This is a genomic window from Niveispirillum fermenti, assembly GCF_048066175.1.
GTDB classification, from domain to species: domain Bacteria; phylum Pseudomonadota; class Alphaproteobacteria; order Azospirillales; family Azospirillaceae; genus Niveispirillum; species Niveispirillum fermenti.
On sequence record NZ_JBLTXA010000012.1, the window covers coordinates 123065 to 143795 of the forward strand.

General features: G+C 65.8%; 17 protein-coding genes. 11 read left to right on the forward strand and 6 right to left on the reverse strand.

The features are described from left to right. Window position 1: 1 nt before the first annotated feature. Window positions 2-2068: a TonB-dependent receptor family protein gene (locus ACM9LZ_RS14250; protein WP_416620147.1), complete on the reverse strand. Its 2067-nt coding sequence runs from the start codon at window positions 2066-2068 to the stop codon at window positions 2-4. 117 nt (window positions 2069-2185) lie between these two features. Next, window positions 2186-2581: a hypothetical protein gene (locus ACM9LZ_RS14255; RefSeq protein WP_416620148.1), complete on the reverse strand. Its 396-nt coding sequence runs from the start codon at window positions 2579-2581 to the stop codon at window positions 2186-2188. A 207-nt stretch (window positions 2582-2788) separates the two neighbouring features. Between ACM9LZ_RS14255 and ACM9LZ_RS14260 the strand changes: the two genes are divergently transcribed. Both ACM9LZ_RS14260 and ACM9LZ_RS14265 read left to right on the forward strand, forming a co-directional pair. Then, window positions 2789-3490, forward strand: a complete 702-nt coding sequence (locus ACM9LZ_RS14260) for an RluA family pseudouridine synthase (RefSeq protein WP_416620149.1) — start codon at window positions 2789-2791, stop codon at window positions 3488-3490. A gap of 27 nt (window positions 3491-3517) precedes the next feature. After that, window positions 3518-4276 (forward strand): sulfite exporter TauE/SafE family protein, encoded by a 759-nt coding sequence (locus tag ACM9LZ_RS14265; protein ID WP_416620150.1) that lies wholly within the window; start codon window positions 3518-3520, stop codon window positions 4274-4276. A 43-nt stretch (window positions 4277-4319) separates the two neighbouring features. Here the strand turns inward: ACM9LZ_RS14265 and ACM9LZ_RS14270 are convergent, their stop codons facing one another. Further along, window positions 4320-5156: an MlaA family lipoprotein gene (locus ACM9LZ_RS14270; RefSeq protein WP_416620151.1), complete on the reverse strand. Its 837-nt coding sequence runs from the start codon at window positions 5154-5156 to the stop codon at window positions 4320-4322. A gap of 240 nt (window positions 5157-5396) precedes the next feature. Between ACM9LZ_RS14270 and ACM9LZ_RS14275 the strand changes: the two genes are divergently transcribed. From ACM9LZ_RS14275 to ACM9LZ_RS14310, 8 genes are all read left to right on the forward strand, one after another. Beyond that, window positions 5397-6743: a lipopolysaccharide biosynthesis protein gene (locus ACM9LZ_RS14275; protein WP_416620152.1), complete on the forward strand. Its 1347-nt coding sequence runs from the start codon at window positions 5397-5399 to the stop codon at window positions 6741-6743. Next, window positions 6740-7891: a hypothetical protein gene (locus ACM9LZ_RS14280; protein ID WP_416620153.1), complete on the forward strand. Its 1152-nt coding sequence runs from the start codon at window positions 6740-6742 to the stop codon at window positions 7889-7891. Before ACM9LZ_RS14275 ends, ACM9LZ_RS14280 begins: the two co-directional genes overlap by 4 nt. A 156-nt stretch (window positions 7892-8047) precedes the next feature. Beyond that, window positions 8048-9781, forward strand: a complete 1734-nt coding sequence (locus ACM9LZ_RS14285; RefSeq protein WP_416620154.1) for a fatty acyl-AMP ligase — start codon at window positions 8048-8050, stop codon at window positions 9779-9781. After that, window positions 9762-10727, forward strand: coding sequence for an NAD-dependent epimerase/dehydratase family protein (locus tag ACM9LZ_RS14290; protein WP_416620155.1), 966 nt, complete (start codon window positions 9762-9764; stop codon window positions 10725-10727). The genes ACM9LZ_RS14285 and ACM9LZ_RS14290 overlap by 20 nt, the downstream gene beginning before the upstream one ends. A gap of 213 nt (window positions 10728-10940) precedes the next feature. Continuing rightward, window positions 10941-11192 (forward strand): acyl carrier protein, encoded by a 252-nt coding sequence (locus ACM9LZ_RS14295; RefSeq protein ID WP_416620156.1) that lies wholly within the window; start codon window positions 10941-10943, stop codon window positions 11190-11192. A gap of 2 nt (window positions 11193-11194) precedes the next feature. Further along, window positions 11195-12409 (forward strand): serine palmitoyltransferase, encoded by a 1215-nt coding sequence (gene spt, locus ACM9LZ_RS14300; RefSeq protein ID WP_416620157.1) that lies wholly within the window; start codon window positions 11195-11197, stop codon window positions 12407-12409. Between the two features lie 310 nt (window positions 12410-12719). Then, window positions 12720-14906: a TonB-dependent receptor gene (locus ACM9LZ_RS14305; protein WP_416620158.1), complete on the forward strand. Its 2187-nt coding sequence runs from the start codon at window positions 12720-12722 to the stop codon at window positions 14904-14906. Window positions 14907-14925: 19 nt separating this feature from the next. Continuing rightward, window positions 14926-15606 carry a Fe2+-dependent dioxygenase gene (locus tag ACM9LZ_RS14310; protein ID WP_416620159.1) on the forward strand — a complete coding sequence of 227 codons (681 nt, stop codon included), beginning with the start codon at window positions 14926-14928 and terminating at the stop codon, window positions 15604-15606. A gap of 66 nt (window positions 15607-15672) precedes the next feature. On the opposite strand, the gene ACM9LZ_RS14315 is transcribed toward ACM9LZ_RS14310, so the two are convergent. The 3 genes from ACM9LZ_RS14315 to ACM9LZ_RS14325 are packed head-to-tail and all read right to left on the reverse strand — an operon-like array spanning window position 15673 to window position 18508. Further along, a complete protein-coding gene (locus ACM9LZ_RS14315; protein ID WP_416620160.1) occupies window positions 15673-16680 on the reverse strand; it encodes a uroporphyrinogen decarboxylase family protein in 1008 nt (335 codons plus the stop codon). Further along, window positions 16677-17132: an FAD synthase family protein gene (locus ACM9LZ_RS14320; RefSeq protein WP_416620161.1), complete on the reverse strand. Its 456-nt coding sequence runs from the start codon at window positions 17130-17132 to the stop codon at window positions 16677-16679. Before ACM9LZ_RS14320 ends, ACM9LZ_RS14315 begins: the two co-directional genes overlap by 4 nt. Next, entirely contained in the window at window positions 17129-18508 is a 1380-nt protein-coding gene (locus ACM9LZ_RS14325) for a hypothetical protein (RefSeq protein WP_416620162.1), read from the reverse strand. Before ACM9LZ_RS14325 ends, ACM9LZ_RS14320 begins: the two co-directional genes overlap by 4 nt. A gap of 519 nt (window positions 18509-19027) precedes the next feature. Here ACM9LZ_RS14325 and ACM9LZ_RS14330 point away from each other — a divergent pair. After that, window positions 19028-20656 carry a DEAD/DEAH box helicase gene (locus tag ACM9LZ_RS14330; RefSeq protein ID WP_416620163.1) on the forward strand — a complete coding sequence of 543 codons (1629 nt, stop codon included), beginning with the start codon at window positions 19028-19030 and terminating at the stop codon, window positions 20654-20656. Window positions 20657-20731: the final 75 nt, after the last annotated feature.

Sequence of the window (20731 nt, forward strand, 5' to 3'; positions counted from 1 at the left end):
ATCAGAACTCCGCCTTCAGGCCGGCATAGAGCGAACGCCCTTCACCGGGATAATAGACATTCAGGTTGGCACCCGGCGCCGCCGCATTGGCCAGCGTGCTGACGGACGAGACATAGCGTTCCTTGAAGATATTGCGCATTTCCGCATAGGCCCGCAGCCCCGGGGCCAGCGTCAGCCCGGCATTGATGCTCCACACATCGTAGCCGGGTGCGCGCAGGCTGTTGGCATAATCGATCCAGGCGCCGTCCGGCACCCATTCGACGCTGGCGCCGATATGCCAGCTGTCGCCATCCTTCAGGGTCAGGCTACCCTGATACAGGTGGCGCGGTGCGCCGGCCAGGTCGCGGTTTCCGTATTGGGCATCGCCGTCAAAGAAGAAGTCGTTCAGCATGTAGACTTGGCTCAGCACGACGCTGCCCTGGCCCGACGCGAACAGCCCGCTGGCCAACGCGACGTCCAGCCCGGCCTCGACACCTTGGTGGATGGTCTTGTCGGCATTGAAGGTGCTGGCCGGAATATCGGGATTGGTCGTGAATTGCAGATATTCGCCGCGCAGCCATGAACGATAAAGCCCGATATCCCAGGTGAAAGCGCCGGCCGTGCCGCGCGTTCCGGCTTCCGCCGTCCAGGCCTTCTGCGCGCCCAGCGGCACGAATCGGGGCACCGGCGCCTGCACCAGCTCCGAGAAGGTCGGCGGCTCTTCCGAGCGTGACACATTGGCATAGAATTGCGGCCCGCCATCGGCCTGGTAGAGCACGCCCAGCTTGGGGTTGATGGCGTTGAAGCTTTTCTGCGCGTCCATGGCGGGGTTGATATTGTTGTCCAGTTCCCGCCGCGCCCCCATCACCTGCAGCCCCGCCACCAGCGCCAGTTCGGGCCGCAGATAGGTGCGGCTTTCCAGATAGGCTTCCGCCTGCTTGGCGTACTGGTCCACATCGGCCGTTCTGGCCCCGCGGCTGCCGCGCACATTGACATATTGCAGGGCATCGACATGGCCATAGCGGCCCTGCAGGCCCAGCACCAGTTCATGGCGCAGCGTTCCGATCCGGCCCGTGTCGGTATAGCGCAGATAGGCGCCCGCATCCTGGCTGTCCTGGTCAATGACCTGGAAGATGGGGTGGAACAGCGACTTCACGTTCAGATAGCCGCCCACATCCAACTGGGCATCGCCGTCCAACTGGAAACTCGTCCGGTTCGACAGGCGGATGGAATTGATATCGCGGCTGTAATCATTCTGATTGTTGACGGCCGGGGCCAGGCGCGGGCTGTCCAGGGCAGAGGACAGCGAGACCGTGCCCGGCACTTCCTGCTGGATATGGTTGGCCGAAAGGTAGAAGCGCGTTTCGATGCCTTCGGTCAGCTTGATGCCGACATTGCCGGCCAGACGGGCCGTCTGCTGCGCGCTCTGTTCACGGTAGCCGTCCGACCGGATGCCGTTGATGCTGATGAACCCGTCCACGTCAGGACCAGCCGCCGCACCCGTGGCCGCTAGGCGCAGTGTGCCGAAGCTGCCGCCATCCACCGACAGGCTGTAGGGGGAATTCACGGTGCGGCCCGTCGGGGTCGCGACATTGATGGCCCCGCCCAGGCTGGCGGCGCCATAGCGCAGGGCGTTGCCACCCTTGAAGACCTCCACATAGCGGGCCTGCCGGGGGTCGATCTCCTGAAAATCAGTGGAGCCGTCGGCCAGATTCACCGGCACGCCGTCGATCAGCAACTGGATGCCGCGCATGTGGAAGCCGCGCGACAGGCCGGAACCGCGGATCGATATCCGCACCTCTTCGGCAAAACGCTGCTGGGCGAAGACACCGGGGGTGTTGGCCAGCATGTCCTTGAAATTCAGGGCATACCGGTCCCGGAACGCTTCTGCGGTCACCAGGGCCACGCCGCCGGGTGTCTTTTCGATCTGCTGGCGGGCCTCCTCGACCGAGGGGGCCGTGGGGCTGCCGGAACGCAGGCCGACCACTTCCACCGCGCTGCCGGCATCAATCGACATTTCCGCAGCGGCGGGCAGGGACAGGCAAAGGGCTGGCAGGCAGGCGCCGGCCAGCAGGATTGAGCGGGACATGGGCTTTCCTTCATCTTGATCCAGGCCGGCGCAAGTTCATTCCGCTTACGGAATATCTTCCCTTGCGCAGGCATCGGGCAGGTCCGGCCATGGCGGTCATGGCCGGGAACAGGGGGATCAAGCGAAGGCGGGTGGCGCGCGCGGTGGCAGGTCGCCGGGTGGACGCAGATAGGATGGCGACAGGCGGTAAGAAGCCGGCTGTCGGACAAGGCGCGCAGGGATACGGAAGACCAGCAGCAGCGCCAGTGCCAGCAGCAATGGACCGGGCAGGGCGGCCAGGGCCGCGAACAGGCACATGGAATCGCCGGGCGCCGGCATGTCGGCGGTACGGAGCGGCTGTCCGTTCTTGTCGACCAGCAGGGTGCTGTCCAGGCCGCCGGTGCAGATGACGAGCGGCAGCCCCCCTTCTCCCATGGCCGACAGGTCAGGCATGTAGCCGGGCGGGATCATGGCACGCAGGAAAAGGGCAAGCAGCAGCAGGCCGGCAAAGAGCGTTCGCCCATGCCGCAACATCGTTCCCGTTCCCGTTGGTGACGCCTGCTTCCTCATCGCACCGGTTGATGCGCTGCATGTGGGATGCTGTCAAGTCGTGGGCTTGCGACCTGATGGCGCGCCTGACATCTGTGGCGGCGCGGCCATCCTCGCGGCGCTGATCGGTGTTTTCCCCGTGCGTGCGCATGTCGATGCGCTTATGAGGAAGCCGGACAGGAGGGAAATGGCATGCCCAATTCGGCGCAGCAATGGCGCGACCGTATTCTGTACCAGGACGATCAGGTCATCGTCCTGGACAAGCCATACGGGCTTCCTGTCCATTACGGAACCAAAACGACTGATCATCTGGAGCTGTACCTGCCGTTGATCGCCGGGGACCGGCCGGAACCGCCGCGGCTGGCCCATCGCCTGGACAAGGACACGGCGGGCTGTCTGGTGCTGGCCCGTGACGCGGCGGCGGCGGCGCGGCTGGGCGCCATGTTCCTGGATGGCCGGGTGCAAAAGACCTATTGGGCGGTGGTACTGGGCCGGCCCCGCGGGGATGGCGGCGTGATCGACATGCCCTTGCTGAAAGTCCGTGTGCCGGGCACATCGAAAATGCTGGTCGATGTGGCCGGCAAGCCGGCGCTGACCCGTTGGGAAAGACTGGACGGTGCGGATGGCCTGTCGCTGCTGGAACTTCACCCCCGTACCGGCCGGATGCATCAGTTGCGCGCACATTGCGCCTATATGGCCATGCCGATCCTGGGGGACCCCATCTATGGTGCGCAGATGCCGCCCCCGGTGCCGCTGCACCTGTTGGCCCGGTCCATCCGCTTTCCCCGGCTGGATTGTTCCGGAGCCGAAATTATTGCCACCGCACCGCCCCCGCCGCATTTTATGGCAACCTTGGCGCGAATGGGGGTGACGGGGAGCGGTGTTGCCGCCTAACCTGCGCTGTTTTTACCGGGAGGCTGGATGATCGAGGAGATCCTGCTGTTCGTGGCGGTCGGCTTCGCCGCACAGATGGTTGATGGCGCCATCGGCATGGCCTATGGCGTGACGGCCAGCACTGTCATGATGTCGATGGGCGTTCCCCCGGCGACAGCCAGTGCCAGCGTGCATGTGGCGGAAATGTTCACGACGGGTGCGTCGGGGCTGGCCCACTGGCGCCGGCGGAACGTGCGGCCGGAACTGGTCTGGCGCCTGGCGCTGCCCGGCATGTTGGGCGGCGCGGCCGGGGCCTATCTGCTGTCGGGCATTTCGGGTGAGATGATCAGGCCGCTGATCGCAATCTATCTGCTGGCCATGGGGGGGCTGATCCTGTGGAAGGCCATGCACCCGCCGCCGCCGCACGCGCTTTCCACACGCAAGGTGGCGGGGCTGGGCCTGACCGGCGGCTTTCTGGACGCCATCGGCGGCGGCGGCTGGGGACCCATGGTGGCCAGCACCCTGATCGGCGGCGGGACGACGCCGCGCTATGCCATCGGATCGACGAACCTGGCGGAATTCTTCGTCACGATGACGATATCCTTCACCTTCGTCTTCACCATCGGTCTCAGCCTTTGGCCGGCCATCCTGGGCCTGATCATCGGCGGGGTCGTCGCCGCCCCCTTCGCCGCGATGGTCACGCAGAAGCTGCCCGACAAGCCCATGATGATCCTGGTGGCTGTCGTCATCATGCTGCTCAGCCTGCGCAACCTGGTGGAGGTGGTCGAGCGCTGGCTGAGCACATGAGGATGCTGGATGGAGGGGAAGCTGCCAGGGCTGGAAGCTGGCATCAATCCTCGTAATCGGGAATTTCCGGCATCTGGTCCACGGCGGGCTTGCCATCGCGGATCCAGCCATCGCGGCGCTGACGGTACAGCGAGCGCATCGCGGCATAATAGTCGAAGCTGTTGCGCTTCACATCGTCGAGCGCGTCCATGTATTCGGCGCGGGTATCCAAAGCCGTCAGCCCGGCGCGGGTATAGTTGAACCAATCGCGGTCGGTGTTGGACGCATAGTTGGTGACCGGGTCGGCCATGAGCTCCCCGGCAAGACCCGTCGCGTCGCGCAGCGAGGATGAGCCCAGCAGCGGCAGCACCAGATACGGCCCCTCCGGAATGCCCCAGACGGCCAGGGTCTGGTCCAGGCTCTCATACTCGTAGGGGATGCCGTTATGACCCGCCACGTCGATCAGGCCGGCGATGCCGATCGTGCTGTTGATCATGAAGCGGGCCAGCACGTTGGCGGCGCCGTCGAAATCACCCTGCAGGAGCTGGTTGGCGAAATCCAGCGGCGAGCGAAGGTTGCGCAGCGCATTGCGCACGCCCTTCTGGGCGGGGGTGGGCAGGACGGCGCTATAGACCTGCGCCGCCGGCTTGATCAGCACCATGTCCACGCCTTCATTGAACCAGAAGATGGCCCGGTTCATGGGCTCCAGCGGGTCGTTGACATCCTCCGCCCCTTCGAATTCCACCTGCAGGGCAGGGGCTTGCGCCTGCGCCGCGTCGGGCGGGGGGGCACCGGCCGGCATGCTGTCCTGCGCCGCCACCGGCAAGGTCGCCAGCGCGGTCGTCATGAGCGTGACAAGCGCCGTGCGACGCAACAGGTGGTCAACGGACGGACGGAGCATGAGCGGGCCTCGGATGGTCACGGTGGATGATCACGGGGGAAATCTGGTGTGGAGAGTGCGAACCCTGTTCATTTAGGGCCGACGCGCTTGCAGCAAAGTGATAACAGTCACAGCTAATGGCGCCATTGCCAACGCTGCATTTCGTCTATTCCGGCATGCATGGCCTAGGCGTAGGACAAGCATGCTGCTAAATGGGCGGGAATACTCATTTCAGACAGTGCCTTGCCCGTGGCCCGACCCTTGCCCCGCCTTTCCATCGCCGGCTGGTTCCGTGACGACCGCCTGCGCCGCCTGTTCGGCAATGCCGGCATCCTTCTGGGCGGCAAGACGGTGAACGCCGTCGCCGGCCTGGCCGGACTGGCCATCGCCGCGCGCGCCCTGGGTCTGGAGGCTTTCGGTATCCTGATCCTGATCCATACCTTCACACAGACCATCGGAGAGATCGCCAAGTTCCAGTCCTGGCAGGCCGTGCTGCGATACGGCACACCGGCCTTGACGGAAGGGCGGGTCAGCGATTTCCAGCGCCTCCTGCGCTTCACAGCCCTGCTGGATGGCTGGAGTGCGCTGGCCGGCACGATCCTGTCGGTTCTGGTGGCCTGGGCGTTGGGCCCCTATTTCGACTGGCCGCCCGAACTCATGCCGGCGGCCCTGGTCTATGTCACCTCCGTGCTGTTCATGGTCCAGGCGACGCCCACCGGTGTGCTGCGCCTGATCGACCGGTTCGACATCCTGTCGGTGCAGAGCACGCTGGGCGCCATCATCCGCATGGTGGGCGGCGGCATCGCCTGGGCGATGGGTGGTGGCATTGTCGCCTTCCTTGTCGCCTGGTACATCGCCACGGCCTGGGCCGGCATCTATCTCATCGCCAAGGGCTGGTCCGAACTGCGCAAGCGCGGCCTGCTGGACGGGTATTCCTGGCGTGGCGATGGCCAGCCGGTGACACGTGGATTCGACGGGGTGTGGAGCTTTGTCTGGTCCACCAACCTGTCGGCGACGCTGGAACTGGCCTATACCCATATCGGCACGCTGGCCGTGGGCTGGATGCTGGGCCCGCGCGAAGCCGCCCTGTTCCGCATTGCGCGTCAGTTGGGCGAGGCGCTGGCCAAGCCGGCCAAGCTGCTGATCCCGGCGATCTATCCGGAACTGGCCCGTATGACGGCGGCCGGTGAGCATAAGGAGATGCGGGCCCTGATCGAACGGTCGGCCCTGCTGGCCGGGGCGGGGGCCATGCTGGCCCTTGTCGTCTGCTGGCTGATCGGGGAAATCGGTTTGCGGTTGATCGTGGGCGAGGAGTTCGTGGCCGCATATCCCGTCATGATGTGGCTGGTGGCAGCGGCGGTCGTCGGCATCTGGTCATTCCCCCTGGAACCCGTCATGGTATCGGCCGGGGAGGCGCACAAGGCCCTTATGGTGCGGGCCTGGACGACCGCGGTCTATATCCCCGTCCTTCTGGCGGCCATCCACTGGTTCGGCCTGATCGGTGCCGGGTGGGCACGGATGTTCTCCGCGGTGCTGGTCCTGGTGGCGTTCCTGGTGCCGGTCGTGCGGTGGTTCCGGCGGCGTTTGGCGGAGAACGAGGGGGCATGAGGGTCGGTTTCGTCTATAACAGCCAGAATCACCAGATCCTGCACAGCCTGCCCACGGCCCTGGAACTGTCCGTCCTGCGTCCCGACTGGCAGGTGGAGATCCTGGCCCCCAGCCGGGGGCACCTGGACTATATCGAGCAGTTTCTGCCGCTCTATCCCGGTGCCCGTGTGACCCTGACGCGGCTGTGCCAGCCACTGGCGGTCGATATCATGCGGCGGTTCCGGCCGCTGCCGGTTCCGCCGAAGGTCTGGTCCCTGCTGCATAACCGCACCCTGCTGAACGGGTTCGACGCGCTGGTCATGACCGACAAGACCAGCCTCTGGCTGCGCCGTTTCGGCGTCCACCGGCCGAAACTGATCAATACCGAACACGGGGCGGGCGACCGCGATGTGACGGTGGACGCCCGCGTCGCCAAATTCGACTTCAACCTGATCCCCAGTCCCAAGACGGCGGCCTGGCTGCTGGAGGCGGGGTATCTGCGGCCCGGGCATTATGCCGTCGGCGCCTATGCGAAGTTCGATATCATCCGGCGTCGGCAGGGCAGCCAACTCCCCCTGTTCGCCAATGGCCGGCCCACCGTGCTCTACAATCCGCATTTCGAGCCTGAGCTTTCATCCTGGCCCGGAGTCGGCATGCGGCTGCTGGACATCATGGCCCGGCAGGACCGTTACAATCTGGTCTTCGCCCCCCATATGCGCCTGTTCGATCCGCCCCGGCCGCATCACCAGGCGGCGTTCGCCCGGTATCGCGGTCTGGAGCATATACGGATCGATCCGGGCAGCGATGCCAGTTGCGACATGACCTATACGCTGGGGGCCGACCTTTATCTGGGCGATGTCAGCAGCCAGGTCTACGAGTTCCTGTGGCGGCCGCGTCCCTGCCTGTTCCTGAATACACATGACGTGGCCTGGCGCGACAATCCGCGCTACAGGTTCTGGACCCTGGGTGCCGTGCTGACGGGTGTCGAGGATATCGTTGCCCGCCTGGACCAGGCCTTTGCCACGCATGCGCAGTGGCGGTCGGCGCAGGAGGCCGCCTTTGCTGCCAATTTCGACCTGTCGGTGCCTGATCCCGGTCGCCACAATGCCGGTCTGCTGGCCGATTGGCTCGCCTCTGCCGGACCGGGGAAGGACCGGGGCACGGCATGAAGGGCGATGCGCCGATTGCCCGAACGCCCATGCTCTGGTAAGAGCGCGCTGAAGCGTGCCGCCAGCGGATGGGGGCACGATGTTGTTGCGTCCATCGTGAACGGCCTTCATTTTGCGATCGGGCGCCTGCCTCGTCTTTGTTCGGAACCGTCTGCCATGGTCACTGCCACCCCTTCCAAGCATGCGCTTTCCACCCGCCGGGCGGATTTCGCGACGGTGCCGGAGGCGATCGCCTATGCCGCCCGGGGGGAAACCGGCCTGAATTTCTATTCGGGCAAGGGGGAACTGACCGAAAGCCTGACCTATGCCCGGCTTTACGATGAGGCGCTGCCGCTGGCCCGCCGCATGCTGGCCAAGGGGCTGGTGAAGGGTGACCGGGTGGCCATCATCGCCGAGAGCGACGGTGATTTCATGCGGGCCTTCGCGGCATGCCAGTTCGCAGGCCTGGTGCCGGCCCCGATGCCGCTGCCAGCCGCTTTCGGCGGCAAGGACGCCTATATCGACCATATCCGCCGCATGATCCAGGGGGCCGATGCCGCCGCGGCGCTGTCCCCGGCGGCACTGGCGGACTGGCTCTGTGCCGCTGCCGACGGGTTGGGGCTGAAGGCGGTCGGCACCCTGGCCGTGTTCGACGGGGTTGAGGCCGGCAATATCGCGCTGCCGGTCGTGACGCCGGACGATCTCTGCTATCTGCAATTCTCTTCCGGCAGCACGCGCTTCCCGCTCGGGGTGGCGGTCACACAGCGGGCATTGATGGCCAATGCCCATGCCATCACCCATCACGGGCTGGGTATCACGGGGAATGACCGGTGCGTCTCCTGGCTGCCGCTCTACCACGACATGGGGCTTGTCGGCTTTCTGCTGACGCCGCTGGTCTGCCAGGTGTCCATCGACTACCTGCCGACGCGGGAGTTCGCGCGCCGCCCGCTGCTGTGGCTCAGCCTGATTTCCCGCAATGGGGGCACGCTTTCCTACAGCCCCAGCTTCGGCTATGAGCTGGCGGCCCGTCGTGCCGAAACGGCCTCCACAGAGGGGATCGACCTGTCCACCTGGCGCGGGGCCGGCATCGGGGGCGATATGGTGCGGCCGCGCGTGTTGCGCAAATTCGCGGAAACCTTCGCCCCGCGCGGCTTCCGGGCCGAGGCGCTGGTGCCGTCCTATGGCATGGCGGAGGCGTCGCTGGCCCTGTCCTTCGCGCCACTCGATACCGGTCTGGTCACCGATCTGGTCGACCTGGACCGGCTGGAGAATGATGCCGTGGCCGAGCGGCCGGGTGCCGGCACAGTGCGGTCGCGCGAATTCGTGCTGAACGGCCCCGTGCTGCCGGGTCATGCCCTGCAGGTGCGCGATCCGGACGGCGATGTGCTGGGCGAAAGGCAGGTGGGCCGCCTGTTCGCGCGCGGGCCGTCCCTGATGCGTGAATATTTCAACCGCCCGGAGGAGACGGCGGCTGTGCTGTCGCCGGATGGCTGGCTGGATACGGGTGACCTCGGCTACCTGTGCGATGGCCAGATCGTCATCACCGGCAGGGCCAAGGATCTGATCCTGGTGAATGGGCGCAACATCTGGCCGCAGGACCTGGAATGGTCGGCCGAACATGCCGTGGAGCAATTGCGCAGCGGCGATGTGGTGGCATTCTCCGTCGATGGGGAAGGGGGGGAGCAGGTGCTGGTGCTGGTGCAATGCCGGCCCACCCAGGCAGACGCCCGCGCCGCCCTGGCCACCCAGGTGCAGGGCGTGCTGCGTGCCGCCCACGGGCTGGAGGTGAAGGTGGTGCTGGTGCCCACCCATTCCCTGCCGCAGACCTCCTCGGGCAAGCTCAGCCGCACCAAGGCGCGGCAGATGTATCTGGCCGGCGCGTTCGGCCCCGATGCCACCGTCGCCGCCTGACATGCGGCTGGCCGCCATCACGGGTGGCACGGGCTTTCTTGGCCGCTATATCGTGGCGGCGCTGCATCGTGCCGGCTTCCGGGTCCGCATGCTGGTGCGGCAGGACCCGGTCCATCCGCTGCTGGCCGAATGCCGCCCCGAACTGGTGCTGGGCGATCTGCGCGACGCGCAGGCACTGGCCCGGCTGGTGGAAGGGGCCGACTGCGTCATTCACGCTGCCGGTCTGATCAAGGCCGTGGACCGCGTCACCTTCTTCGCCGTGAACGAGGGCGGGTCGGCGGCCCTGGGGCAGGCGGTGGCGGCACATGCCCCGGGGGCGCGCCTGCTGGTTCTTTCCAGCCTGGCGGCCAGCCAGCCGCACCTGTCGCACTATGCGGCCAGCAAGCGGGCGGGGGAGGAGGCGGCCATTGCCGGTTTCGCACGGGGGGACTGGGTGGTCGTGCGGCCACCGGCCATCTATGGCCCGTGGGACCGTGAAACCCTGTCGCTGTTCAAGGCTGCGGCCGGGCCGCTGGTGCCCGTTATGGGAGGGCCGCAGGCCCGCATCGCCATGATCCATGCGGCCGACGCAGCCGGCGCGGTTGCAGCCCTGGCCATGCCCGGCGGGCCGCGGGCCCGCATCTTCGCCCTGTGTGATGGTGTCGCAGGGGGCTATGACTGGAGCACGCTGCTGGATTGCGCGGCCGATGCTGTGGGGCGCCGTGCGCTGCGCGTCCGCATGCCCCTTGTCCTGCTGCGGGCAGCGGGGCTCGGCGGCAGTCTTCGCGCAGCGCTGACGGGCCGCGCCACCATGCTGACCTGGGCGAAAAGCCGGGAGATCAGCTTCCCGGACTGGTCGGTCGCGTCGCAGGAACTGCCGCCCGATACGCTCTGGCAGCCGCGGATTTCCCTGTCCGCGGGCTTCATGGAAACCGCCCGATGGTATCGGGAACAGCGCTGGCTATAGTGGGCGGGAACAAAACGCACAGCAAACTGTTGCGGAATTGCCTATCAATGTGTCATCTGTCACAGATGCTCCTCACGATCCGTGGTTTGTTCTTGCATCCTATCGCGTTGCAATTACCTTACCGGAACGTGACGCTTTTTTGCACGATGCGGGGGGGCACCGGCATCGTATTGGGCATGACTAACGGTTCGACTGATCCCTGGGGCACATTGAATGACCACCGACGTCAATGAAATCGTCGACGTAATCATCGCTGCCCTTGGGCCAACCCTGCCAACGCCGGTCACCATCACAACGGAGACCAGCATCACGCGCGATCTCGGCCTGGACAGCTTGGCCGTCATGGATTTCGTGATGGTGCTTGAAGATAAGTTCGACGTCTCGATCCCGCTGGAGCGGATCGCCGAAGTCGAAACCATCGGCGACCTGGCCAGGACTATCCAGGAACTCCGGGGGCGCGGCTGAGCATGACGATTCTTGCCAAATACACCCAGCTTCGTGAGCATTACCATCGCATCGCGGGTGCTGGCCGCGACCCATTCACCGTTCGCTTCGAACGGCTGATCTCCTCCACGGAAGGCGTGCTGAACGGCCGCCGGACCATCCTGCTGGGGACCAACAATTATCTGGGCCTGACCTTCGACCAGAGCTGCATCGACAAGGGGGTCGAGGCGCTGATCGAACAGGGGACGGGCACGACCGGTTCGCGCATTGCCAATGGCAGCTACAGCGGCCATGCCGACCTGGAAACCGAACTGGCCGATTTCTATGGCCGGCAGCATTGCATGGTCTTCACGACCGGCTATCAGGCCAATCTGGGGGTCATCTCCACCCTGGTCGGCAAGGATGACATCCTGGTCATCGACAGTGACAGCCATGCCAGCATTTATGATGCCGCCAAGATGACGGCGGGGCAGGTCGTGCGGTTCCGTCACAACGATCCCGACGATCTGCACAAGCGTCTGCGCCGTCTGGCCGACCATCCCGGCAACAAGCTGGTGGTGGTGGAAGGCATCTATTCCATGCTGGGCGATGTGGCCCCGCTGAAGGAATTCGCCCAGGTCAAGCGGGAGAATGGCGTCTATCTTCTGGTGGACGAGGCCCATTCCATGGGCGTGCGCGGCGATACGGGCCGCGGTGTCGCGGAAGAGGTCGGGGTGGAGGCCGATGTCGATTTCATCGTCGGCACCTTCTCCAAGAGCCTGGGGGCTGTTGGCGGGTTCTGCGTCTCCGACCTGCCGGACTTCGACGTGATGCGTGTGGCCTGCCGGCCCTACATGTTCACGGCCTCGCTGCCGCCGTCGGTCATCGCCAGTTCGCTGCAGGCGCTGAGGCGCCTGCGGGAGGAGCCGGGCCTGCGTCACCGCCTGACGGCCAATTCCCGGCGCCTGTATGACGGGCTGCGCAATCTGGGATTCCAGGTCGGACCGGATTGCAGCCCGATCGTGGCTGTCTCCCTGCCGTCCAAGGAACTCGCCATCGCCTTCTGGAACAAGCTGCTGGAATCCGGCCTGTACATTAACCTCGCACTGCCGCCGGCCACGCCGAACAGCCTGTCGCTGTTGCGTACCAGTGTCAGTGCTGCGCATACGCCGCAGCAGATCGATCAGGCGGTTGAGATGTTCGCGAAGGTCGGCCGGCAGTTGGGCGTGCTGCCCACGCTGGTCCAGGCCGCCGAGTAAGCCGGGCCAGGTCCGTCCCGCCCGATCTTGCATGATCAGAAAGCCCCACGAACACCGATGGTGTTCGCGGGGCTTTTCTGTTGGAGCTGAATCCCTCGGGACATGGACGCCCAATCTGGCAGACCCTGATTTCTGCCCTTCAATGAAGCATGGTCCCGGCCGCTTTCCCCGCCATCCATGACCTTTCGCAAGCTCCATGCGATTTTGCGGACAAATCATTATTGCGAGTTGTTGTCATTATCGATATCACCCCTTGTGAATTGACCGGGAGCAAGCCCGGCATCGACAAGGCAGTTGGAAGGGTGTTGAAATGATCCGTCGTCGCCTGATAAGCGCGATTACCACCGGTGCGACCCTGGCAGGGGGGAGTGCGCTGGCGCAGCCGGCCCAGCAGGCCATGACCGATGAGATCGTCGTGACCGGCCGTTACCAGGCCGACAAGCTGTCAACGCCCCAGCATGCCTTGCCGCTGGTCGATACGCCGCAATCGGTGACGGTGATTGCCGATGACATGATGGCCGAACAGGGGCGGCGTACCCTGCGCGACGCCATGCGCAACATCACAGGCGTCAGCTTCCAGGCCGGCGAAGGCAATCCGCCGGGCGGTTCGGATGCGTTCAATGTCCGTGGCTTTTCGGCCCGCGACGATATTTTCGTCGATGGCATCCGTGACCCCGGCAACTATTTCCGCGACCCGTTCTATGCCGAGCGGATCGAGGTCACCAAGGGACCGGCGTCGGCTTTCGCGGGGCGCGGCAATGTCGGCGGCACGGTGAATATCGTGACGCGCCAGCCCCAGATGAAGAACCGCATCGGCGGTGAGGTTGGGGTTGGAACCGCGTCGTTCTATCGCGGGACCGCCGATATCAATCAGGTGGTCAATGCCGATGCCGGGATTGCCGTCCGTCTGACCGCCATGGCGCACAGCGCCGGCGAACCCGGCCGCGACCATGTGGAGAACAAGCGCTGGGCATTGGCGCCGTCGGTGGGTTTCGGCCTGGACGGCGACACGAAGATCATCCTCAGCTATCTGCATCTGCGGCAGGATGACCGGCCCGACGCCGGCCTGCCCAACGGTCGTAACTTCAGCCTGGGCGGCTCCGGATTCGAAGGGCGGGTAGCGCCGGTGGACCGCAGTAATTTCTACGGCTACGCTACGGATTACCGCGATGTGGAGACCAACACCGTCACCGCCCGCATCGAACACAATTTCTCCGACAGCCTCTCCATTGGCAATATCACGCGCTATGCGCGGGTCCATAACGACCAGATCATCTCTTCCCCCCGGTTCGTCGGCACGGTGACCAGCCTGGGGCCGAATACCCAGGCTGTCGGCAACCGGAAGCCGCGCAACCAGGTCGACCAGCTTTTCATCAATCAGACGAACCTGACCGCCACGTTCGATACCGGCGCCATCAAGCATACGCTGGTCGTGGGTGGCGAATATGTGGACGAATCGAATGAGAACCGGCGGCGGCTCGATGCCAATGGGCCGGCCACCAGCCTGTTCAACCCCGTTCTCCAGTCAGCGGCGCCGATCGCCTATAACGGGACGCGCGCCCGCACCGATGTGGAAAGCGCGGCGCTTTATGTCTTTGATACGATCGAACTGACCGAGCAATGGAACATTGTCGCCGGGCTGCGGCACGATTGGGTGAAGACCCGGGCCCGCGGCTTCGATGATGTCGGCACCCTGCCGAACTTCGCCATCGATTACACGATCAAGGACAGCGAATGGAGCGGCAATGCCGGGCTGGTGTTCAAGCCGACCACCAATTCCAGCCTCTATGTCGCCTATGGCACCTCGTTCGAGCCCGGCAGCGGGGCGGAGGTGGTGCAGCTTGCCGGTGGCAACAACAACCCGCCTGTGACCGGCGCCAACTTCTTCGTCGAGCCGGAGACGTCGCAGGCCTGGGAAGCGGGTGCCAAGGTCGAACTGATGGATGGTGCGTTGCAGCTTTCCACCGCGCTGTTCCAGATTATGCGGGATAATGCCCGCACGCCCGGCGTCAATCCAGGTGATCCCGCCGTGGTACTTGACGGCGCGCAGCGTGTGCGCGGCCTGGAAGTGCAGGCGGTCGGCCGCGTCACGGCACGCTGGAACCTCTTTGCCGGCTATACCCATCTGGACGGCAAGGTGACCAGGTCCAACCGGCCGTTCGAAGTGGGGCAGCGGCTGGATGGCGCGCCTGCCCATTCCGCATCGGTCTGGACCAGCTACGCTGTCACGGATGATCTGCTGGTGGGTGGTGGCATGCAATATACGTCCAGGCGCAACAGCAATGTCCGCGCCTCGGCCACTGCCGATTTCGTCATCGTGACACCGTCCTATACGGTGTTCGATGCGTTTGCCGAGTATCAGTTGACGGACAGGGTCAGCCTGCGGGCCAATGTTTACAATATCGGTAATGAAACCTATTTCTATTCCTTCGCCAGCGGCCAGTCGATCCCCGCGGCCAGCCGTTCGGGGACGCTGACGCTTTCGTTCGAGATGTAACCCCAAGGGGCCGCTTCACATGATGCTTGAGCTTGAAGCGGTCCTGGATGCGGATGCGGTTCGCCGCATCCGCGCCCTGTTCGAGACGGCCCCCTGGGTCGATGGCAAGGTTACCGCCGGTTATCAGTCCGCCCTGGTCAAGAACAATGAGCAATTGCCCGGGGATTGTCCGCAGGCGCGGCAGGTGGGGGCGGAGATCCTGACGGCCCTGTCGCGCAGCCTGCTGTTCCAGTCGGCCGCACTGCCCAGGGCTGTCTTTCCACCTCTTTTCAACCGCTATAGTGTCGGGCACGGCTTTGGCGCGCATGTCGATAATGCCTGGCGACCCCTCGCTGACGGGCGCCGGATCAGGACTGATCTTTCCGCCACCCTGTTCCTGTCCGACCCGTCCGACTATGATGGCGGAGAACTGGTGATCGAGGATGGTCACGACAGCAAGCGGGTCAAGCTGCGCGCCGGCAGCATGTTCCTTTATCCGGCTACCACCCTGCACAGCGTCACCCCGGTGACCAGGGGCGTGCGCTTGGCCTCCTTCTTCTGGATTGAAAGTCTGGTGGCCGACGCAGGCCGGCGCGACATCCTGTTCGATATGGATATCGCCATCCAGTCCCTGCGCCAGCGTGTGGGCGATGACGACCCGGCGATGATCACACTGACCGGCTGTTATCACAATCTGCTGCGCACCTGGTCGGTCGGCTGACCGGCAACTGACGCCGCACCGCTTGTGCGGCGTCGCCTGGCCGACGGATGTTGGCGCAAAACGGTATCAGGGGCGATCGTGCCGGGGGGTGCGGGCCATCTGCACAAGCATGTCCAGATTGGCGGCGGGAACCGACAGGGGCAGGGAACAGCCGGGCGCCAGGACGAAACCCGGGCCCTTCAACCGGGCCAGCAACCCGGCCACCTCATCCGTGCATCGGGCGGCGGTGCCATGGGTGATGGCGCCATCGGGTCGCGGCCCAGTGGAGAGGCTGCCGCGGCTGGCCAGCAGGCTCTCCGGTGCCGGATTGCCGGGCGACGGATCATAATGCAGCAGGGCCTGCCGCGCCGTGGCGAACAGTTCATGATGTATCCCGTCACCATGCAGGTGCAGGATGTTGAAGGGCAGGGCCGACGCTGCCGCCAGGCAGGCCAGGTCTCCTGACAGGCACAGGCTGGCATAGTCATCGGCCGTGAACAGGGGCTTCCGCGCCGTCTGAACGGCCAGGAAGATGCCATCGGCCCCCGCATCGGCCAGGGCCGTTACCAGCCGCCGGCAATTTTCCGTCAGGATGGCGAGCCCCTGTGCCACCGCGTTCGGATCAGCGTGGCGGTGCCGGTCAAACATGCCCGGTGGCGCCAGTTTCACGGCCAGACTGGCCGGGCCGTACAGTGTGGTCAGCAAGGGTATGCCGGCGGGCAGCCGCCGGCGGATCAGCCGCGTGGCGGCCACGATGCGCGCCGCAAAGCCGCCGCCGGGATTCAGCAGCGGCAGGCGGCCCCAATCCGACATTGTTTCCACGATTGTCCGTGTGATGCGCCGCCGGCCCAGGGCGTCGGCCGGATCGGGCGCATCCTCCACCCCGTAATCGCGCAATTGCCAGGTCGATGCCGGTGTCAGCTTCACAAGGTCCAGGTCGAACCGCGCCTGCCAGGCCAATGTCGCGTCGGCCAGCATCCCGGCATCCTGATCGGCGGCCGGATGATGGTGATGGGCGAAGACCGGGCATATGGGCGCGGGCGTACCGGCCAGCACCAGACCCAGCAACTCCCCATGGCGTGGCAGGATTGTCATGCGGAAGGGGGAACCGGGTTCGGGCCCCGTCGCAGGCGGGTGCTGGAAATGCCGGCAGCACGTGGCAGGAAATGCACGGTGATGCCGCGCGCCAGCAGGGCGGGTTCCAGCCTTTGCCAGCGCGGCGTGTGCTGCCAGTCGGCGCCGATGAAGGCGGCATTCACCCCATGCGCCTCCAGAAAGGCGGCGAAGGTGCTGGTATCGTCCATGGACACCGACACGGCCAGCGCCTCTCCCACACAAGCCAGGCCCGCGACGAGTTCACGCCGCTCGGCCTGGGACACAAGGGGAGGGTGCCCCTTGACGCGCATGATGATCTCGTCGTCGGGGATGCCCACCAGCAGGCGACGACAGCGCGCGGCGGCGGCCTGCAGATAGCGCAGATGCCCCACATGCAACAGATCGAACGCACCCGATGCATAGCCCAGTGCCGGCATGCGGATATCCGTCATGTCCCGTCCCCCGTAAGGCGCGCGGCGATATCCCGCGCCAGCCCGTGCGCGGCCAGCCTTTGCGCCAGATGCCGGGCCATGTCGGTCCGTCCCGCCATCAGATTGTCGGCCAGCCGGATGGCGGCCACACTGCCCAGATAGGCGGTGAAGCCGCGCAGGTTGGGGGCGGCCACCAACGTGTCGAAACACGGGTCCGGTGTGCGCCAGTCGCCATAGGTCGCGGATAGCAGGGCGGCCGGATCATCCGGCTGCGGCAGCCGGCGACCCAGTGCCGGCACATCGACCAGCCGGGAGGTGAAGGCGGGCACCGTGGCTTCGCGAAGAATGACGCCCGACGGATGCCGCCAGCGAGAAACGAACCTTTCCCCCTCCCGCCCATATTCGGTGATGTCGACCGTCAGCCCGGTGGGCTGGTGGACCAGGGCGCGGAAGCCCCCGCTGTCCACCCCATGTGGCTGGGGCCTGAAATCGCCCGTGCTGACGAGTGTTTCCGCGACCTGTGCGCTGGTGGCGGGCGGCATGACCGCAAGGTCGATATCCTGGTCCCCCGGCAGAAGATCGCCATCGCGGGCCAGCCCCAGAAGGGTGCCGGCATGGATCACGACGGGCAGGCCCCGCGTCAGCACCAGCCGTTCGATCACGGCCAGGATGCGGGACTGGCGGCGGCGGGTATTAATACGCGCCGTCATGGCCTTGTCGCCCACGGGTGCCTGATGTGCTGTCAGATGCGACGCAAGCGACAGCGCGATGGCCGTGCTTTCGGCAAAGCGCAGCCCCCCATGCAGTGCCATGGCCTGCTGAAGCTTCAGAAGATGATGCACCGCCACCTGTCCGGCCGGTACCGCCCTCACCAGGCGGGTGATTTCCGCAAGGACCTGTTCATGCTGGCCCAACAGGCATTGAATCTCCCAGCGTGGCGGCAGCAGGGATAGGGGGATCTGCGTCAGCCCGCGCTCGCGCTGGCGCATCCAATGCAGTTGCGCGGCGGGATCGGCTTGCCGCCCTGCAATGGCGACCATCAGTGCCATCCCGGTATCCGGCCTGTCCGGCAGGGACATCAGCCGTTCGGCGCAGCGCTGCGCCTGGTCCAGATAACCGGCGCCCAGCGCCAGCACCCCCTCGCAGCGGGCAAGATGGTGTGGCTGGAACAGGCTGCCCAGGTCGGCAAGCACTGTCAGCGCCTCCTCCCACCGTTCCCCGACGGTGGCGGCATTGACCAGCAGGTCGGCCAGCACGGGTGCCGGCTGCTGGCGGAACGCCAGCAGCACATCGGCATAGGCTTCCTGGACCTGTCCTTCGGCCAGCCGCCGGTTCACACGGGCAACGAGATCGGCAGGCCCCTGACCGGGTGGCGACGGGGTGGTGGATGCCGGCAATGATCGATCCCCGATTGGGCGACAAGGGAAGCTGAATATCGGTTGAAGCCTGCCACAGTGGCCGGGCCAGGGTGAAGCGGAAATGGTTGTCCGGGGATGGGGTGCAATGTATGGGTGCGGGTGTCGATGCGCGGGCAGGTTCCCTGGTCCGCGGCAGTATCGTCCGCATGCCCTGCGCCGGGCGCTGCCCAGCCTTGTCGGCGCCATTGCCGATTTTTGTGGCGCCAGGGGGGCGGGGCCCCCATATTCCGCAGCGTACCGAGTGGCTGTGGGGCCCCCGGTGGCCCATGATGCGCCACCATTAAGATACGCCCCGTTGATGAAAGTCGGGTCGTGTCGCTGCCCATCGCCTGATGGTGCCGCCCTTCGCTTTCCGAACCAGTCGAGCCGCTCATGCGCAACCGTCGGCGACGGGGTCCTCCCGCCGTCCGTCATCCCTTGCGCTCTCCCCGGCGTCAGGCCCTTTCTGCGGCCTTGCGCGGGTGGTGCGCTCGTCTGTTGTTTGAAGAAGGCATCTCCTTGACCATCACCTTTTCCGAACTCGCCCTTCCCAGCCACCTGATGCAGGCCGTGGCCGAACTGGGCTACACCACCCCCACCCCCATTCAGGCCCAGGCCATTCCCGCCGCCCTTGCCGGCAGCGATGTGGTGGCTTCCGCCAATACCGGCACGGGCAAGACGGCGGCCTTCGTGCTGCCGGCGCTTGCTCGCATCGCCGCATCGCCCCGTCAGGCCGGGTCCTGGGGTCCGCGCGTGCTGGTGCTGACACCGACCCGCGAGCTGGCCAGCCAGGTGCTGGACCAGGTTCGCCTGCTGTCGAAGTTCGGCCGCATCCAGACGGGTTCGGTGCTGGGCGGCATGCCCTACCGCGCCCAGATCGAGATGCTGCGCCGGCGCGCCGACCTGATCGTTGCCACGCCGGGCCGTCTGATCGACCACCTGGAAAATGGCAAGGTCGACCTGACCTGTGTCGAGATGCTGGTGCTGGACGAAGCCGACCGTATGCTGGACATGGGCTTCCGCGATGCGGTGGAACAGATTTCGGGCGCCTGCCCGGAAGGCCGTCAGACGCTGCTGTTCACCGCCACCCTGGATCGTACCGCCGAAAAGCTGGCCAGCGCGCTGACCCGCGACCCCGTGCGTGTCGACGTGGCCGGCAAGGCCGTGACGAACACCGCCATCGAACAGCGCTGGCTGCGCGCCGACGGGCTGGACCACAAGCACAAGCTGCTGGGCCGCCTGCTGGAGGATGAGGCGTTCGGCAAGGGCATCGTCTTCGTCGCGACCAAGGCCGATTGCGACAGCATGGCCGATCTTCTGTCGGAACAGGGCCATCGCGCCATGCCGCTGCATGGCGACATGCAGCAGCGCGAGCGCAACCGCGTCGTGCAGTGGCTGCGTGACGGCCGCATCAATGTGCTGGTCGCCACAGATGTGGCCGCCCGTGGCATCGACATTTCCGACCTGTCGCACGTCATCAATTTCGATCTGCCGCGCGTGGCGGAGGATTATGTCCATCGCATCGGCCGTACCGGCCGGGCCGGTGCGACCGGCGTGTCCTACAGCCTGTTCACCCGCACCGACCGCAATCTGGTCCGTGCGATCGAACAATATACGGGCCAGCCGCATGTCCAGACCACCCTGCCGGGCCTGGAACCCCTGCCGGAGCAGGACCGCAAGCCCCGCTTTGGCAACAAGCCCTATGGCAACAAGGGCGGCCATGGCGGCAAGCCGTTCGGCAAGGGCGGCTGGAACGGCGAACGCCGGGAAGGCGGCTGGCAGGGTGAGCGCCGCGAGCGTCGTCCCGACCGGTTCCACGGCGATGCCGCCCCGGCTCAGGCCGAGGGCGACCGTCCGCAGCGCGCCTGGCGCCCCGACGCCAATCCGGTTGGCGGGGGAGAGGGCTTTGCCGGTGGGGAACGCGGCCAACGCGGTCCGCATCCCCACAAGGCCAATCCCTACAAGCCGCATGCCGGGAAGGGCCGGCCGCATGGCCATGGCGGTGAGGGCCGCGCCGACTTCCGCGGCGATGGCCACAATGCCGGCGAGGGCCGCCGCGAGTTCCGCGGCGAACGCCGTGGCGGTGAGAACCGTGAGGCCAATGGTGGGCAGGCACCGGCGCGCCGGCCGTTCCGTCAGCCGGGCTGACGCTTTCCGGTCACTGGAGCGTGTTTCCGGTGACCGGAAACCGCTCCAGGCTTTCGTTTTCCGCAAGCGCCAGCG

Bases quoted from the DNA above. Each gene is read 5' to 3' on its own strand.
- ACM9LZ_RS14250 (WP_416620147.1), bottom strand. From the start codon at position 2,068: ATGTCCCGCTCAATCCTGCTGGCCGGCGCCTGCCTGCCAGCCCTTTGC.
- ACM9LZ_RS14255 (WP_416620148.1), bottom strand. From the start codon at position 2,581: ATGTTGCGGCATGGGCGAACGCTCTTTGCCGGCCTGCTGCTGCTTGCC.
- ACM9LZ_RS14260 (WP_416620149.1), top strand. From the start codon at position 2,789: ATGCCCAATTCGGCGCAGCAATGGCGCGACCGTATTCTGTACCAGGAC.
- ACM9LZ_RS14265 (WP_416620150.1), top strand. From the start codon at position 3,518: ATGATCGAGGAGATCCTGCTGTTCGTGGCGGTCGGCTTCGCCGCACAG.
- ACM9LZ_RS14270 (WP_416620151.1), bottom strand. From the start codon at position 5,156: ATGCTCCGTCCGTCCGTTGACCACCTGTTGCGTCGCACGGCGCTTGTC.
- ACM9LZ_RS14280 (WP_416620153.1), top strand. From the start codon at position 6,740: ATGAGGGTCGGTTTCGTCTATAACAGCCAGAATCACCAGATCCTGCAC.
- ACM9LZ_RS14285 (WP_416620154.1), top strand. From the start codon at position 8,048: ATGGTCACTGCCACCCCTTCCAAGCATGCGCTTTCCACCCGCCGGGCG.
- ACM9LZ_RS14290 (WP_416620155.1), top strand. From the start codon at position 9,762: ATGCCACCGTCGCCGCCTGACATGCGGCTGGCCGCCATCACGGGTGGC.
- ACM9LZ_RS14295 (WP_416620156.1), top strand. From the start codon at position 10,941: ATGACCACCGACGTCAATGAAATCGTCGACGTAATCATCGCTGCCCTT.
- spt (WP_416620157.1), top strand. From the start codon at position 11,195: ATGACGATTCTTGCCAAATACACCCAGCTTCGTGAGCATTACCATCGC.
- ACM9LZ_RS14305 (WP_416620158.1), top strand. From the start codon at position 12,720: ATGATCCGTCGTCGCCTGATAAGCGCGATTACCACCGGTGCGACCCTG.
- ACM9LZ_RS14310 (WP_416620159.1), top strand. From the start codon at position 14,926: ATGATGCTTGAGCTTGAAGCGGTCCTGGATGCGGATGCGGTTCGCCGC.
- ACM9LZ_RS14315 (WP_416620160.1), bottom strand. From the start codon at position 16,680: ATGACAATCCTGCCACGCCATGGGGAGTTGCTGGGTCTGGTGCTGGCC.
- ACM9LZ_RS14320 (WP_416620161.1), bottom strand. From the start codon at position 17,132: ATGACGGATATCCGCATGCCGGCACTGGGCTATGCATCGGGTGCGTTC.